Raw genomic sequence first — 15358 nt, 5'->3', positions numbered from 1 at the left:
GTCGTACGGGTCGTGCGTGGTGAGGCGCGGGCGGGGGCCGGCGCGCGTCGGACTGCTCGGTCAGACGCCGCTGTAGCTGTGCAGGCTGTTCACGAACAGGTTGACGCCGTAGTAGTTGAAGAGGAAGCAGAGGAAGGCGACGATCGCGAGCATCGCGGCCTTGCGGCCCTTCCAGCCCACCGTGGCCCGCGCGTGCAGGTAACCCGCGTACGCGACCCAGGTGATGAAGGACCAGACCTCCTTGGCGTCCCAGCCCCAGTAGCGGCCCCAGGCGTCCTCGGCCCAGATCGCGCCGGCGATGATCGTGAAGGTCCAGAACGGAAAGACCGCCGCGTTGATCCGGTACGCGAACTTGTCCAGCGAGGCCGCCGACGGCAGTCGCTCCAACACGGAGGTGGCGAAACCGCCCGGCTTGCCGCCCTGCTCCAGCTTGTTCTCGTAGCTGTCCCGGAAGAGGTAGAGCATCGTCCCGACCGCGCCGAGGTAGAACAGCCCGCCGCAGAGGATGGCGAGCGAGACGTGGATCCAGAGCCAGACCGAGTCGAGCGCGGGCGGCAGTTGGTCGCTCTCGGTGTAGAGCACTGTGTTGGCCAGACCGAGGTCGAGCAGCACCGTGGTGACCAGCACCAGACCGAGCCAGCGCACGTTCTTCTTCGCCGCCAGCAGCACCAGGTAGGCGCCGACGATCACCATGGAGAAGGTGATGGAGAACTCGTACATGTTGGCCCACGGCGCCCGGGTCACCGAGAACGCGCGGGTGAGCACGCCGGCGGCGTGCAGGGCGAAGGCGAGGACGGTCAGCGCGATGGCGACCCGGCCGTAGACGTCCCCCTGTTCGTCGCCTCCGGCGCCGCCGCCGGTTCCGTCCGGCAGATCTGGACGGCCGCCGAGCGCGGAGCGGGTGACGACCTCGGGCTTCTCCAGCACCGTGGTGCCGGCGCCCGCCGCCGCCTCGGTCTCCTTCTCGGTCGGCCGGGTGTACGGCGACTTCTTCTTCGGTGCCAGCGCGGCGGCCGTACGGGCCACCCTGCTGCGACTGCCGAACACCCACTCGGCGATGTGCGCCACGAAGGCGCAGGTGTAGACCGCCATCGCCGACAGGATCAGCACCCGGCTGAGGTCGGCGAGCGACTGGTTGTCCGCTGCGGCGAGATTCACTTGTCAGCTCCTTCGTGGGCCGTCGTCGTCGGCAGAAGGACCCACCGAGTCGTCGTGGTCACTGGTGTCGTCGGGGCCGTCGTCGGCGTCCCGCTCGGGTGCGGAGGGCAGCGGTGCCGCACCGGCGCGCAGGCGCTCCGCCAGGGTGCCCAGCTCCTCCGGCACCTTGGCGGACTCGCTGCGTCCCAGGCTCGCCATCTCCACGACGGTACGCCCGTCCCCGCCCGCATACGCACGCACCCAGACCCGGCGGCGCTGGAGGAAGAGCGAGGCGGCGAGGCCGCCGATGGCGACGAGCGCACCGCCGAGCGCCCAACCGCTGGCCGGCTTCTGGGAGATCTGGAACGTCGCCCAGCGCTCGACCCGTTCGAAGGTGAGCGAGCCGGCGCCGTCCGGCAGATCCATCGTCTCGCCCGGTCGCAGGCTCTGGCGCAGGATGTCGCCGTCCTCGGTCTCGAACGGCTCCATCCCGCGCTGGTTCAGCTGGTACACGCTCTGCGGGAGTCCGGTGTCGATGCCGAGGTTGCCGCGGTAGGCGGAGAGGAAGATCGCCGGGTACTTCATCCCGGGGAACGTCGAGTGCGGGCCGCGCACCTCGTCGATCCCGTACGTCGGGGTGAAGATGCCGACGAAACCGAGCTGCTCCTTCTTGCCCTTGGCGTCCTGGTAGTCGGTGACCTTCACCACGCCCTGGGAAGTCAGGTTGGGGTCGCCGTCCTGCGGCAGGAACGGAACGGGGCCGCGGAAGGCGACGTCGCCCTTGCCGTCCTTGACCGTGACCACCGGGGCGTAGCCGTGACCGAGCAGGTAGACCTTGGAACTGCCCACCGTCAGCGGCTCGTTGACCTCGATGGACGCCTTCTTCTCCGGCCCGTCCGCGCCTTCCCAGTAACTGATGTCGGCGCGGAAGTCGCGAGGCGTGCCCCGCTCCGGGCCGCTCTCCTCGAAGCTGGAGTGGAACTCCTCCAGGGTGAAGCCGAAGCCGTCGAGGTCGTCGTAGTCGTAGAGGGCGCCGGACTTGATGTCGTCGTACTGGGTCAGGGTGTTGGCGAAGCCGCCGCCCTTGACGACGAGCTTGCCGCCCTCGACGCTCCAGAGCTGCCCCACCGCGAACGCGACGAGCATCACGATGAGCGCGAGGTGGAAGCAGAGGTTGCCCAGCTCCCGCAGATAGCCCTTCTCCGCCGAGACCGAACCCTCGCCGTCGGCGACCCGGAAGCGACTCCCGCGCAGCAGTTTCCGCGCACCGCCGAGGACTTCGGCCGGCTCGGCCTCCGTCCGCCAGGTGGTGTACGCGGGCATCCGCTTCAGCCGGCTCGGGGCCTTCGGCGGCTTCGCCCGCAGCTGCCCGACGAACTGCCAGGTGCGCGGGACGATGCAGCCGATCAGCGAGACGAACAGCAGCAGGTAGATCGCCGAGAACCAGACCGAGCTGTAGACGTCGAACAGCTGGAGCCTGTCGTAGACCGGCCCGAGCTTCGGGTTGTTCTGGAGGAACTCGGCGACCCGGAACGGGCTGGCGTTGCGCTGCGGGATCAGCGAACCGGGCACCGAGGCGAGGGAGAGCAGCAGAAGCAGCAGCAGCGCCACCCGCATCGAGGTCAGCTGTCGCCAGAACCAGCGCAGCCAGCCGAACAGCGAGAGCTTCGGCCCGCTCGGCGCCTCCTCGACGGGCGCCGTGCTCAACTGCGACTGCGCCGCCGCCTCGGTGGCCTCCTCCGCGGAGCCGGAGTCGGTGGCCGCCGAGGAGCCGGTGCGCGCCGTGACGTCCGCGGAGCCGGTGCCTGAGGTGCCGTCGGTGCCTGCGGTGCCGTCGGTGTCACCGGCACCGTTGGACCCTGAGGTGCCGTTGCTGTCAGTGGTGTCGCTCATAGCTCAGATCCCCACGGTGAAGCCGCTCGACCACACCTGGATGTCGTAGACGATGCGGTCCCAGACTCCGGTGACCAGCAGCAGACCCACGGCGATCAGCATCAGCCCGCCGATCCGCATGACCCACACATAGTGCTGCTTGACCCAGTCGAAGGCCCCGAGCGCCCGCCGGAACGCGAGCGCGACCAGCACGAAGGGGAGGCCCAGACCCAGGCAGTACGCCACCATCAGCAGCGCACCGCGACCGGCGCTCCCCTCGTTCATCGCCAGTGCCTGGACCGCGACCAGCGTCGGGCCGAAGCAGGGCGTCCAGCCGATGCCGAACAGCACGCCGAGCATCGGCGCCCCGGCCAGCCCCAGCACCGGCTTCTTGTGGATGCGGAACTCGCGCTGACCGAAGAGCGGGATGACCCCCATGAAGCTCAGACCCAGCAGGATCGTGAGCACTCCGAGCACCTTGGAGATGACGTCCCGGTGCTCCATGAGCGTCGAGCCGAAGTAGCCGAAGAGGGCTCCGCCGGAGACGAACACCGCGGTGAAGCCGGCGATGAAGAGCAGCGCCCCGGCGAGCATCCGCCCGCGCCGGGCGTCCGCGAGGTCCGTACCGCCGACGCCGGTGACGTAGGACAGATAGCCGGGGACGAGCGGCAGCACACAGGGCGAGAAGAAGGAGACGAGTCCGCCGAGGACCGCGACCGGGAGCGCCAGGAGCAGGGCTCCGCTCAGCACGGTCTCGTTGGGCGCGGCTGCCAGGAGCGCGAGCTCGGGGCCCGCGGCTGCTGCTGTCAGTTGCATGCGGTGCCGCTTCCCGGGTTCACTTCGCGTCCGCCGGGGGCGGCTCGGCGCCGCCCGCCTCCGCGACGACGGGCTTCAGGATCTCGCGCAGCTCCTCCTCGCTGAGGTCCTTCAGCGCCCGCACGGCGATCTTGCCGTCGGTGTCCAGGACCAGAGTGGAGGGGATCGTCTGCGGGTTGAGGCTGCCCTTGGGGAAGCGGAGCACCTGCTTGCCGCTCGGGTCGAAGAAGCTCGGGTAGGTGATGCCGTACGTCCGGTCGAACGCCTTCGCGTTGGCGACGTCGAGATCCTTGGTGTTGATCCCGATGAACTGGACGTTCTCCTTCTCCATCTCCTTGGAGACCTTGGCGAAGCCGGGGGCTTCGCTGCGGCAGGGCGGGCACCACGAGCCCCAGACGTTGAGGACGATGACCTTGCCCTCGTGGTCCGAGAGCTTGAGCTGCTCGCCGTCGACCGTCTCGCCGGACAGGTCCGGGGCGCTCTGCCGCTCCTCCTTGGGCACGGTGGTCACCCGGCCGGTGCCGGCCAGGTACTGGCTGTCCTCCCCGTCGGAGGACGGCTTGTCCTCAGCGCCGCAGCCGGAGAGCAGTACGACCCCGCTCACCGCGACCGCCGCGTACATGGTGGCGCGGCGGTTCGGCAGGCGCCGGGGGGTACGACGGAGACTCATGTGAAAAGTTTCGCATGCACCCTGAAGCGGTCCGCCCCGCCCCCCGTGTCCCGATCGTCCTGGCTGGTCAACAACGCCGGGCCGCCGTACACCGGGCAGGGATCCGGGGCAGCGTGCGCCGCGTCGCCGGTACGGATCGTGCCCTTCCGTACCGGCGGACGTGCACACCCCGCGTCAGGCTCCGAAGCCCTTGGCGCCCTTGACCGGCTTGGCGCCGGCCAGCAGGTGCGCGGGCACCAGGTCGCGGGCCGGCTCGGAGTAGGCGACCGAGACGATCCGGTCGCCGATGTAGGTGAAGCTGGTCAGCGAGGCGAGGGTGCACTGGCGGTTGCGCGGGTCGTGCCAGAGGCGCCGGCGCTCGACGAAGCTGCGGATCGTCCACACCGGCAACTGGTGGCTGACGCACACCGCTTCGTGGCCGCGTGCCGCGTCCTTCGCCGCGTCGAGCGCGGCCTTCATCCGTACGACCTGCTCGATGTACGGCTCGCCCCAGGACGGGCGGAAGGGGTTGCGCAGATGCTTCCAGTTGCCCGGCTTGCGCAGCGCGCCGTCGCCGACACCGAAGGTCTTGCCCTGGAAGACGTTGCCGGCTTCGATCAGCCGCTCGTCGGTCGTCAGGTCGAGGCTGTGCTCCTTGGCGATGGGCGCGGCGGTCTCCTGGGCGCGCTCCAGCGGCGAGGCGACGACGGCGGTGATGTCGTTGCCCGCCAGGTGCTCGGCGACCCGCTCGGCCATCCGGTGGCCGAGCTCGGAGAGGTGGTAGCCGGGGAGCCGCCCGTAGAGGACGCCCTCGGGGTTGTCGACCTCGCCGTGGCGCATCAGGTGGACGACGGTGACGGTCTTGTCGGGCACACCGGTGCCGGCTCCCGAAGTGGTGCTGCTGCTCATGAGTTCCGCTCCGCTGGTGGCTGCTGTGGACACGTCGCCGGGGTCGCTCACGCCGCCGGCTCGGCCTGCGCGGCGGCCTGTGCGGCAGCCGGCAGGGCGGCGGCGATGCGCTCGATCGCCCGCTCGTCGTGGGCCGCCGAGACGAACCAGGACTCGAAGGCCGAGGGCGGCAGGTACACACCGTCGGCGAGCATCGAGTGGAAGAACGCGGTGAAGCGGTACGACTCCTGGGTCTTCGCGCTCGCGTAGTCCGTCACCGGCGCGCCGTCCGGCGTGAAGAAGACGGAGAACATGCTGCCGGCGCTCTGCAGGCTGTGCGCGACGCCCTCCTTCTCCAACGCCTCGGCGGTCAGGGCCCGTACGGCGTCCGCGGCGGCGTCGACGCGCGAGTACGCCGACGCGTCGAGCTGCCGGAGCTGGGCGACACCGGCGGCGGTGGCGACCGGGTTCCCGGAGAGGGTGCCGGCCTGGTAGACGGGTCCGGCCGGGGCGAGGTGGGCCATGACGTCGGCCCGGCCGCCGAAGGCAGCTGCCGGGAAGCCGCCGCCCATGACCTTGCCGAAGGTCATCAGGTCAGGTGACACACCGTCGATTCCGTACCAACCGGCCCGCGAGACGCGGAAGCCGGTCATCACCTCGTCGGAGACGAAGAGCGCGCCGTTCTCCGAACAGATCTGCTTCAGCCCGGCGTTGAAGCCCTCGCCGGGCGGAACGACGCCCATGTTCCCCGGCGACGCCTCGGTGATCACACAGGCGATCTCGCCCGGGTGCGCGGCGAACGCGGCGCGCACCGCGTCCAGATCGTTGTACGGCAGCACCAGCGTCTCGCCGGCCTGCGCACCCGTGACGCCCGGGGTGTCCGGCAGACCGAAGGTGGCGACGCCCGACCCTGCCGCGGCCAGCAGCGCGTCCACGTGGCCGTGGTAACACCCCGCGAACTTCACGACCTTGGCCCGTCCGGTGAAGCCGCGCGCCAGCCGGATCGCCGACATCGTCGCCTCGGTGCCGGAGGACACCAGCCGCACCTGCTCGACCGGCGCGATCCGCGCGACGATCTCCTCCGCCAGCTCGACCTCGCCCTCCCCCGGCGTACCGAACGACGTGCCCCTGGCGACCGCGGCCTGTACGGCCTCGATCACGGCCGGGTGGGAGTGGCCGAGGATCATCGGGCCCCAGGAGCAGACGAGGTCGACGTACTCACGGCCGTCCGCGTCGGTGAGGCAGGGACCGGAACCGGAGACCATAAAGCGAGGCGTTCCGCCCACGGCGCGGAACGCCCGCACCGGAGAGTTCACACCGCCCGGGGTGACCCGGTCGGCGCGGTCGAAGAGCGACTGGGACACCGGGGCTTCAACTGGATAAGGCACTTTGCTCCTGACCTGCTGATACGGACACTCGGCCGCGCCCGGGCGGTTACTCTCGACGAAGATCCCCACCGGTGGACGCGCGCAAGCCGGCAACCGGAACCGGCTGCCGAAAGCTGTGCCTCTCCGGGGCGCCGATCTGCGAAACTGGTGCCGGGTCGGGACAGCTCACACAAGCCATGGTGTCAGAGCGCCGCGCGCGGTGACGGCGGGGCGTTTCGCCCGTCGGATCGGGGGGAGGTCTCTGACACACGATGACCGGGTCGCGCGGTGTGGCCGCGAACGAGTGCAGGTGGTGACATGCAGCGCGGAGGCGGGCTGGGCGACGGCTCGGGTGACCTCGGGCCGGAGAGCGTTCCGCGCGGCAGACACCGGAGAAACGCCGCAGACGGCAGAAGGTCGAACGACAGGTCCCCCGACAGGTCGGACGACGGGCCCGTCGACGGATCCGGCAACAGGTCCGGCGACAGGTCGAGCACGGAGAACAGCAGGGGTGGCAGCCTCGTGGGGGTGACCTACAAGTACTTCGGCGCACCCGACGGAGCGACGGCGGCCCGCGTTCCCCGTTCGATGCGCCCGGAGGAGCTCGGCGGCGACGAGCTGGGCCAGGGCGGGCTGTTCACCAAGATCAAGCCCGAAACGGTCGCGGCGATGGTGCTCACCGGTATAGAGGGCATACCTCTGCACCGCGTCCCACCACTGGAGTTGGTCGTCCTCCACCCCGACTACGCGGTGGTCAAGCTGCCCACGACCGTCGTCGATCCGCTGCGCGGCGTCGGCGAGGAGTCGGTCGGTGCGGCGGCGTTCATCTGGTCCACCGTCCCCGACCGCGGCGGCCCCCGGGACGCCTTCGACGTCTACAAACTCCTCGGCGAGTGGCAGGACTTCAGCCACCGCCTGCACGAGGCCGGCCACCAGCCGTACTGCCTGGTCTGGCCGTAGCAGCCCGGCCAACTCCCGGCGGCACCGGGGCGCTTGGGCGCGGCCCTGCGTCGGAGGCGAGGGGTTCTGCCTCGGAGGCGAGGGTTCTGCCTCGAGGGCGAGGGTGGCTTCGGGGGTACGACGGTCTGCTTCGGGAGCGCGGGCCCGGGTGGTGCCGTCCTCAGTTGCCCGGTGTGCGGGGCGGGTTGAGCGCGGCCAGTACGAAGTCGACGCGTGCGGTCACCGTGGCGCGCGGCAGCGGGACGACCTCGTAGCCGTGCAGCCGATAGGCCGCGGCGCACGCCTCCTCGGTGCGGACCGCCTCCTCGTACGACTGGCGCCGTTCGGTGTCCCGCACGTAGATCTCCGGCCAGGTCGGCGCGAGGAACACCCGAGTGTCGTAGCGGACTTCGGCCGCAGCACGGCGCAGATGACCTGCCGGGGCCGCACCGCGGAGCCGGCAGTAGGCGTAGACGTCCACCACGCCGCGGTCGAAGAAGACCGGCCGTGCGCCCGGCTCCACCGCGCGATGTGCGCGCAGCGCCTCCGCCAGCATCAACTCCGTGTACAGCGCGGCGTCCTGCCACGGGAGCGCCGGCCCGTCGACCGTCAGCTGATCGCGGATGACACTCCGACCGGCCTCCGGCGCGACGGCGAAACCGCGGGCGGCCAGGGCCTCGACCAGCGTGGTCTTCCCCGAGCCCGGGCCTCCGGTGAACACGATGCGCGAACCCGCCGTACCGGTCATCTGCCGTTTACCTCCGTGGAGTTCGGCCGCGGACGCGACGGCGCGCCCGCGGCTCAGTGGTGTTGGTGCTGGTCCTGCGGTCGGCCCCGGTCCTGCGGCGGGCGGTCGTGGCTCTCCGCGCCGTCCCGACCGGGGCCGGCCGAAACGGTGAACTCGGCGGTGCGGACGGTGCCTTCGTGGCGGAAGTCCAGGAAGAGCCGGTAGGCACCTGCGCTCGGCGCGGTCGCGGAGAAGGAGATCGCCGGCCCGGCTTCGGTCCTGCCGTCGCCGGGCTCGCCTTCGGGGTGGACGTGGAGGTACGCCAGGTCGCCGACGCGCAGGGCGACCAGATGGCCGTACGCGCCCAGATGGGGCTGGAGGTCGGTGACCTGCTCGCCGTCCTTGCTGACCCGCAGCGTCAGCTGCTCGGGGCGGCCGGGGGTCAACTTACCGTCCAGGGCGACCCGGTAGCCGTCTTTCAGCGCGAACACGGCGGACTGCTCGGGAAGTGCGACCGGCTCGTACGCGCCGGCGACGGCCAGATCGGCGCCGAGCGTGAGCGGCTCGGCGCCCTTGCGGTCCGGCCTGAAGTCGGCGAACAGCCGGTAGGACCCGGCCTGCGGCAGCGAAACGTCCGTGCTCCAGGTGCCGTCGGCGGCGCGGGCGGGGTGCAGATGGCGGAAGGTGTCGAGGTCGCGGTCGACAAGGATCAGGTGGAGCTCCCGGCCGTGCTCGACGGCGTAGGAGGTCAGCGGTTCGCCGCCCCGGTCGCGGATCCGGAAGCGCAGTTCGGACTCCTTCTGCTCGCCGGCGGTGATCCTCGGCGTGTGGAGGTCGAGCGTGTACCCCTGCTTGCTGATCTCCAGCCCGCCGGGCGCGGTGTCCGCACGGGCCCCGCCGGGTCCGCTGCCGTGTCCGCTGCGACCCTGGTCGCGGTCCTGGTCGCGGTCCTCGCGCTCGGCGTCGTGGTCGGTTCCGTACGGGGCCTCGGGCCGTTCCGTCGAGAACGGGCCCGCCGCGGCCCCGACGCCGTAGGCGGCGCCGAAGGTCACCGCGAGGGCGCCCGAAAAGGCGCCAATCTTCGTTCCGGTGTTCATCCCGTACTCCTTCGAATGACCGCGCGAAGCGTGCTCCGCGCAGTTCAGGATACCCCCTCAGGGTATAAGAGCGCTAAGCTCCCCACTCGGACGACGCATACGACACGGGGGTATGCACTCGCATTCGGGAGGCCGGGAATAATACCCCCTGCGGGTATGTTCACGGGGCAGTGTCCGGACAGCCCGCGGATCGCGGGCTCCTCACCGGGCCCGGCGTACGCAGACACGAGCGCGTCCGCGGCAGTGACATCCTGAAAGGACGTACGAGGAGCGGAAATGACGACCACAGCCCGGGACACCTCCGAGGTCGAGCTCACGATCGGCGGCATGACCTGCGCCTCGTGCGCCGCCCGGATCGAGAAGAAGCTCAACCGCATGGACGGCGTCGAGGCGACCGTCAACTACGCCACCGAGAAGGCCCGGGTGAGTCACGACGGAAGCGTCGCCGTGGGCGACCTCGTCGCGACCGTGGAGGCCGCCGGCTACACCGCCGCGCCCCCGCCCGAGCCGAGCACCGCCGGCGGCGGCGGGACGGCGGGCGGCGGAACGGTCGACAGCGGCGAGGAGGCCGACGGGCTCGGCCCGCTGCGGCAGCGGCTGCTGGTGTCGATCGCACTGTCCGTGCCGGTCGTCGCGATGGCGATGGTGCCCGCCCTCCAGTTCGACTACTGGCAGTGGCTCTCGCTCACCCTCGCCGCCCCCGTGGTGGTCTGGGGAGCGCTGCCCTTCCACCGGGCCGCCTGGACCAACGCCCGGCACGGCGCGGCCACGATGGACACCCTGATCTCGGTGGGCACCTCGGCGGCGCTGCTGTGGTCGGTGTGGGCGCTCTTCTTCGGCACCGCGGGCGAGCCGGGGATGACGCATCCCTTCGAGCTCACCGTCGCGCGCGGGGACGGCGCCGCCAATATCTACCTGGAGGCGGCGGCCGGCGTCACCACCTTCATCCTGGCCGGGCGTTGGTTCGAGGCCCGCTCCAAGCGAAAGGCCGGTGCCGCGCTGCGGGCGCTGCTGGAGCTGGGCGCGAAGGAGGTCACCGTGGTGCGGGACGGCCGCGAGCGGCTGATCCCCACCGGCGAACTGGTGGTGGGCGACCGGTTCCTGGTCCGTCCCGGCGAGAAGATCGCCACCGACGGGACCGTGGTCGAGGGCTCGTCCGCGGTCGACGCCTCGATGCTGACGGGCGAGTCGGTGCCGGTGGAGGTCGCAGCGGGCGACGGAGTCACGGGCGCCACCCTCAACGCGGGCGGCCGGCTCGTCGTGGCGGCGACCCGGGTGGGCGCGGACACCCAACTGGCCCGGATGGCCCGGCTGGTGGAGGACGCGCAGAACGGCAAGGCCGCGGCACAGCGGCTCGCGGACCGCATCTCCGCCGTCTTCGTACCGCTGGTGATCCTGCTCTCGCTCGCCACTCTCGGCTTCTGGCTGGGCAGCGGCGCCGGCCTCACTCCCGCCTTCACCGCCGCGGTCGCCGTGCTGATCATCGCCTGCCCGTGCGCGCTGGGGCTGGCGACCCCGACGGCACTGATGGTCGGCACCGGGCGCGGCGCCCAACTGGGTGTGCTCATCAAGGGACCGGAGGTTCTGGAGAGCACCCGTCGGGCGGACACGATCGTGCTGGACAAGACCGGCACCGTGACCACCGGGACGATGACCCTGCTCGGCGTCACGCTCGCCGACGGCGAGGAGGAGCGCGAAGTCCTGCGGCTCGCCGGGGCGTTGGAGCACGCCTCGGAGCACCCGATCGCGCGCGCCGTCGCGGCCGGGGCGGCCGAGCGGGTGGGCGAGCTGCCCGCGCCGCAGGAGTTCGCGGGTGTCGCGGGGCTGGGCGTGCGCGGCACGGTCGAGGGCCGCACGGTGCTGGTGGGACGCGAACAGCTGCTCGGCGAACGGTCGTTGCAGCTGCCCGCGAAGCTCGTCGCGGCCCGGGAGCGGGCGCAGGCGGCGGGCCGTACGGCCGTGCTGGTCGCCTGGGACGGCGAGGTGCGCGCGCTGCTCGAAGTGGCCGACGCGGTCCGGGAGACCAGCGCTGAGGCCGTCGCACGGCTGCGGGCCCTGGGACTCACCCCGATCCTGCTGACCGGGGACAACCGGGCGGTCGCGGAGTCCGTCGCGGCGCAGGTCGGCATCGAGGAGGTCGTCGCCGAGGTGCTGCCGGAGGAGAAGGTGGAGGTGGTCAAACGCCTCCAGGCCGAGGGCCGTTCGGTCGCGATGGTCGGCGACGGGGTGAACGACGCCGCCGCGCTCGCCCAGGCGGACCTGGGACTGGCGATGGGCACCGGCACCGACGCGGCGATCGAGGCCGGCGACCTCACCCTCGTACGGGGTGATCTGCGGGCCGCCGCCGACGCGATCCGGCTGTCCCGGCGCACGCTGTCGACGATCCGCTCCAATCTGGTGTGGGCCTTCGGCTACAACGTCGCCGCGCTGCCGCTGGCCGCGGCCGGGCTGCTCAACCCGATGCTGGCGGGAGCCGCGATGGCGTTCTCCTCGGTCTCGGTGGTCGCCAACAGCCTGCGGCTGCGCCGCTTCAGGGCGCTCGACGACTGAGCCGCACACCTCACCGGCGCCCCGACTCCCCACCGCACGACGGGAGTTCGGGGCCGCCGTCGCGTGCGCCCGCCCGTGGCCGCTGTGGCCGGGTCGGCGGTTCGGAGGCGGGCGGGTCCTCCCGTACCGGGGGCGTGCCGGCCCTCCCGTACCGGGGCGCACCGCGCGGGAGAGCCGGGGCGCGCTACCCACACGCCGGGAGCCCGGCGGTGCGACCCGCCCGCACGACGACGTGACACTTGCCACAGTCCTGTGCACGCACGGCTAAGCGTGCACAGGGCACGCTAAGTTGGGCGGCATGGAAGACGGGGGCTACGGAGCCGATGTGTCGGAGGCACTCACCGTGCTGCTGCGGCGCGACATGCGATCCCGGGTGTACGGAGCTCTCACCAGAGGCGTCGGTGAAGGCATCGACGAGGTCACCTATCCGGTCATCAGCGGCCTTGCCAGACGCGGCAGTTGCACATCCGCGGAGCTGGCCCAGGACGTGAGCGTGGACCGCTCCGTCGTCAGCCGCCGCGCGACCACGCTCGAGCACTACGGCTTCCTGGCGCGCACGACCGACCCCCGCGACAGCCGCGGCACCCTGCTCGTCCTCACGCCCCGCGGGCAGGAGGCCGTCACGGTCATGCGCGAACGCCTCGCCTCCCTGATCGGCGACTACCTCGCCGAGTGGTCGGAGGAGGAGGTGGCCGTCTTCGTGAAGATCTTCCGCCGCTTCGTCGAGAGCAATCTCTTCACCGACCCGCACGGCGCCTGACGGCCCGTCGGGGGCGTCCCGGCACCCACCCGGGTCCCGCCCCGCGCACCGCACCGCACCGCTCGTACGCCCGCACCGCTCGTACGCAACGCCCCGCACTGCTCGTACGTCCGCACCGCAAGGCACCACCCGTACGCCCGCACGCCAGCACCACGCAGGCCCCGTACCGCTCGTACCGCTCGTACCCGCACAGCCAGCACCCCCGCACGTCCCCATGCACCGCTCGTACGCCACTTCCCGTACCCCGCGAGCCCAGCAACTCCCCGCAACACGCGCTCGATTGACGACTCGTCAGCACCGCATCACGCACCGATACCGCCGCACCCGTACCCGCACCCACCCGCAGCTGTCCGCACTCCCCGCACCGCAACTCCCCGCACCGCGCGCCCTGCACCTCCGCACACCCGCACCGCACCCGCCGCGGCACACCGCGCGGCTCCGGCCAGATGCCCCCGCCGAGAGGATGGCCCCATGTCCACGACGGTCCACGCGGACACCAGCAGCTTCCTGACCTCTCCCGCCACCGACAACTGCCGGGACATCCACCGCCGCGGCAGGCATGTGCTGCTGGGAGTGAGCCCCTTCAACAGCCGGTTCTCGGACGCCTACATCGCGCGGCTGGTGCGCTGGGCGCACGCCGCCTTCGCCCGGGTCGACGTACTGCTCGCGGGCGAGCGGACCGCCGCACTCCAGCTGGAGGCGCTCGGCACTCCCGAGGGCAAGGCCCGCTACAAGGCCCGGCGCGCCATCCGCCGCAACCGCCGGTCCGTCGAGGAGGCGCTGGTCCGCCTCAACGTCCGCAGCGGCGAGATCGGTGTCCACCAGATCTCCGACTTCGAGGAGCAGTCGGCCTACCGCCGCTTCCTCGCGCTCGCCACCACGGCGTACGAGCGCGACCCCGCCTTCCGCGGCGCCTGTCTGGAAATGGCGGCCAAGGCCGTGCTGGGAAGGCTGCGCACGGTGCACGGCCGTACGACCCCGGTCACCGCCGCGCAGGCCGAGCACGCGGCCCCCTACGTACTGGCCGAGCTCCCCTTCTTCCTGCACACTCCTGCACTGCTCGGCGTGGAGGAGTCGCTGCTCGCCTACCACCAGCGGTGGGAGCTCGGCGAGCGGATCTTCGCCGGGTCGTTCACGCTCACCGCGGGTCCGCACCAGGGCTACCTGACCGTCACCGAGGATGCATCCGCAGGTATCTGAACTACCGTCAACGACAAGCGTGTTGTACGCAATTCGGCCACGCCGCAGCCTTCCACGCAGTCGCGGCAGAGGAGTTCGGATGCCCACCGTCATCTCAGATTTCAGCGTGCTGTCAACGGACTACGCGCACGACCCCTACCGCAGCTTCGCCGAGCTGAGGGAACGACGTCCGGTCCACCACGAAGCCGCCGTCGACAGCTGGTTCGTCTCCCGGCACCGGGACGTACGCCGGGTGCTGACCGACCACGAGACGTTCACCACCGAGACGCTGCGGGTGCGCGCCGAGCCGGTGATGCGCGGTCCGGTGCTGGCGCAGATGGCGGGCGCCGAGCACACCGCCAAGCGCAAGATCGTGGTCCGCGCCTTCACCGGCTCGGCGCTGAAGGACCAGGAGGAGGCGATCCGCACCAACGCGCAGGCGCTGATCGCACCGTTCCTCCCCTGCGGACGCGTCGACCTGGTCGGCGAGTTCGGCAAGCCGCTGGCGATCCAGATCACCCTGGAGGTGCTCGGGCTGGACAAGCGGGACTGGCGGAAAGTCGCCGCCTGGCACAGCGGTGTCGCCGAGTTCATCACCAGCATCGTCATGACGCCCGAGCGCCGGGCGCACTGCGTGCACTGCGCCGAGGAGCTGGAGGAGTACCTCGTCCCCATCATCGAGGAGCGCCGTGCCCGCCCCGGCGACGACCTCATCTCCCGCCTGTGCGCCGCGGAGTACGACGGGACGGCGCTGACCACCGGCGATGTCACGGCGCTCATCATCAACGTGCTCGCTGCCGCCACCGAGCCGGCCGACAAGACGCTGGGCCTGCTCTTCCGCCATCTCATCGACCACCCGGCCCAGTTGGCGAGGCTCCGCGCCCGTCCGGAGCTGCTGCCGGCGGCGCTCGCCGAGACGCTGCGCTGCACCCCGCCCGTACAGCTGATCCCGCGTCGCGCCGTTTCCGCCGTGGAACTCTCCGGCACGACGGTGCCGGCCGGGTCCACGGTGTTCTGCGTGATCGGCGCCGCCAACCGGGACCCGGAGGTCTTCCACGAGCCCGACCGCTTCGACATGGAACGCCAGGACCTGGGCGCGGCGCGGTCGTTCACAGCGGCGGCGCAGCATCTGGCGTTCGGCGCCGGCCTGCACATGTGCGTCGGCGCCTCCTTCGTGCGCACCGAGATCGAGACCGTCGCGGCGCTGCTGCTGCCGCTGCTGGAGGACGTGCGGTACGCGTCGGGGTTCCGCTACGCCGAGAGCGGCGTGTACACCCGGGGGCCGGTCGCGCTGCCGGTGGAGTTCCGGCCCCGCCCGAGAGCCGCCGCGCGCTGAACGGCGGTCGTCCGCTGCGGAGTCGACCGGCGCGGCAGCCG

Annotated in this window: 13 protein-coding genes; 5 read left to right on the top strand and 8 right to left on the bottom strand. The window is 71.5% G+C overall.

Features of this window, described 5'->3' with window-relative positions; genetic code table 11:
- Positions 1–60 precede the first annotated feature (60 nt).
- The 6 genes from ccsB to hemL form a co-directional block, all read right to left on the bottom strand.
- Entirely contained in the window at positions 61–1158 is a 1098-nt protein-coding gene (ccsB, locus tag JGS22_RS11850; protein WP_211041294.1) for a c-type cytochrome biogenesis protein CcsB, read from the bottom strand.
- Between the two features lie 3 nt (positions 1159–1161).
- Positions 1162–3030: a cytochrome c biogenesis protein ResB gene (gene resB, locus JGS22_RS11845; protein ID WP_211041295.1), complete on the bottom strand. Its 1869-nt coding sequence runs from the start codon at positions 3028–3030 to the stop codon at positions 1162–1164.
- Between the two features lie 3 nt (positions 3031–3033).
- A complete protein-coding gene (locus JGS22_RS11840) occupies positions 3034–3825 on the bottom strand; it encodes a cytochrome c biogenesis CcdA family protein (protein ID WP_211041296.1) in 792 nt (263 codons plus the stop codon).
- A 19-nt stretch (positions 3826–3844) separates the two neighbouring features.
- Positions 3845–4495: a TlpA family protein disulfide reductase gene (locus JGS22_RS11835; RefSeq protein WP_211041297.1), complete on the bottom strand. Its 651-nt coding sequence runs from the start codon at positions 4493–4495 to the stop codon at positions 3845–3847.
- Between the two features lie 174 nt (positions 4496–4669).
- Entirely contained in the window at positions 4670–5383 is a 714-nt protein-coding gene (locus JGS22_RS11830; protein ID WP_211041298.1) for a histidine phosphatase family protein, read from the bottom strand.
- Between the two features lie 47 nt (positions 5384–5430).
- Positions 5431–6750 carry a glutamate-1-semialdehyde 2,1-aminomutase gene (gene hemL, locus JGS22_RS11825; RefSeq protein WP_211041299.1) on the bottom strand — a complete coding sequence of 440 codons (1320 nt, stop codon included), beginning with the start codon at positions 6748–6750 and terminating at the stop codon, positions 5431–5433.
- Positions 6751–7065: 315 nt separating this feature from the next.
- Here hemL and JGS22_RS11820 point away from each other — a divergent pair, with 315 nt between their 5' ends.
- Positions 7066–7689, top strand: a complete 624-nt coding sequence (locus tag JGS22_RS11820; protein WP_372454306.1) for a hypothetical protein — start codon at positions 7066–7068, stop codon at positions 7687–7689.
- A 160-nt stretch (positions 7690–7849) separates the two neighbouring features.
- Here the strand turns inward: JGS22_RS11820 and JGS22_RS11815 are convergent, their stop codons facing one another.
- Both JGS22_RS11815 and JGS22_RS11810 read right to left on the bottom strand, forming a co-directional pair.
- Entirely contained in the window at positions 7850–8416 is a 567-nt protein-coding gene (locus JGS22_RS11815; protein ID WP_211041301.1) for an AAA family ATPase, read from the bottom strand.
- Between the two features lie 53 nt (positions 8417–8469).
- Complete coding sequence (locus JGS22_RS11810; RefSeq protein ID WP_236073125.1) at positions 8470–9492, bottom strand: DUF8832 domain-containing protein; 1023 nt, start codon at positions 9490–9492, stop codon at positions 8470–8472.
- Positions 9493–9768: 276 nt separating this feature from the next.
- Here JGS22_RS11810 and JGS22_RS11805 point away from each other — a divergent pair, with 276 nt between their 5' ends.
- The 4 genes from JGS22_RS11805 to JGS22_RS11790 all read left to right on the top strand — a co-directional run bounded on the left by JGS22_RS11805 (position 9769) and on the right by JGS22_RS11790 (position 15317).
- Positions 9769–12042, top strand: coding sequence for a heavy metal translocating P-type ATPase (locus JGS22_RS11805; RefSeq protein WP_211041302.1), 2274 nt, complete (start codon positions 9769–9771; stop codon positions 12040–12042).
- A gap of 298 nt (positions 12043–12340) precedes the next feature.
- The gene (locus JGS22_RS11800) at positions 12341–12802 is read left to right on the top strand and encodes a MarR family winged helix-turn-helix transcriptional regulator (RefSeq protein ID WP_211041248.1); all 462 of its coding nucleotides are present in this window, start codon (positions 12341–12343) and stop codon (positions 12800–12802) included.
- Between the two features lie 471 nt (positions 12803–13273).
- A complete protein-coding gene (locus tag JGS22_RS11795; RefSeq protein ID WP_211041249.1) occupies positions 13274–14002 on the top strand; it encodes a tRNA-dependent cyclodipeptide synthase in 729 nt (242 codons plus the stop codon).
- A gap of 79 nt (positions 14003–14081) precedes the next feature.
- Positions 14082–15317 carry a cytochrome P450 gene (locus JGS22_RS11790; protein ID WP_211041250.1) on the top strand — a complete coding sequence of 412 codons (1236 nt, stop codon included), beginning with the start codon at positions 14082–14084 and terminating at the stop codon, positions 15315–15317.
- Positions 15318–15358: the final 41 nt, after the last annotated feature.

This window comes from Streptomyces tardus (assembly GCF_018101125.2).
In the GTDB taxonomy this organism is placed as follows: Bacteria; Actinomycetota; Actinomycetes; order Streptomycetales; family Streptomycetaceae; genus Streptomyces; species Streptomyces tardus.
The sequence above is the reverse complement of the archived record's forward strand: the minus strand, read 5'-3'. Positions and strand labels throughout refer to the sequence as shown.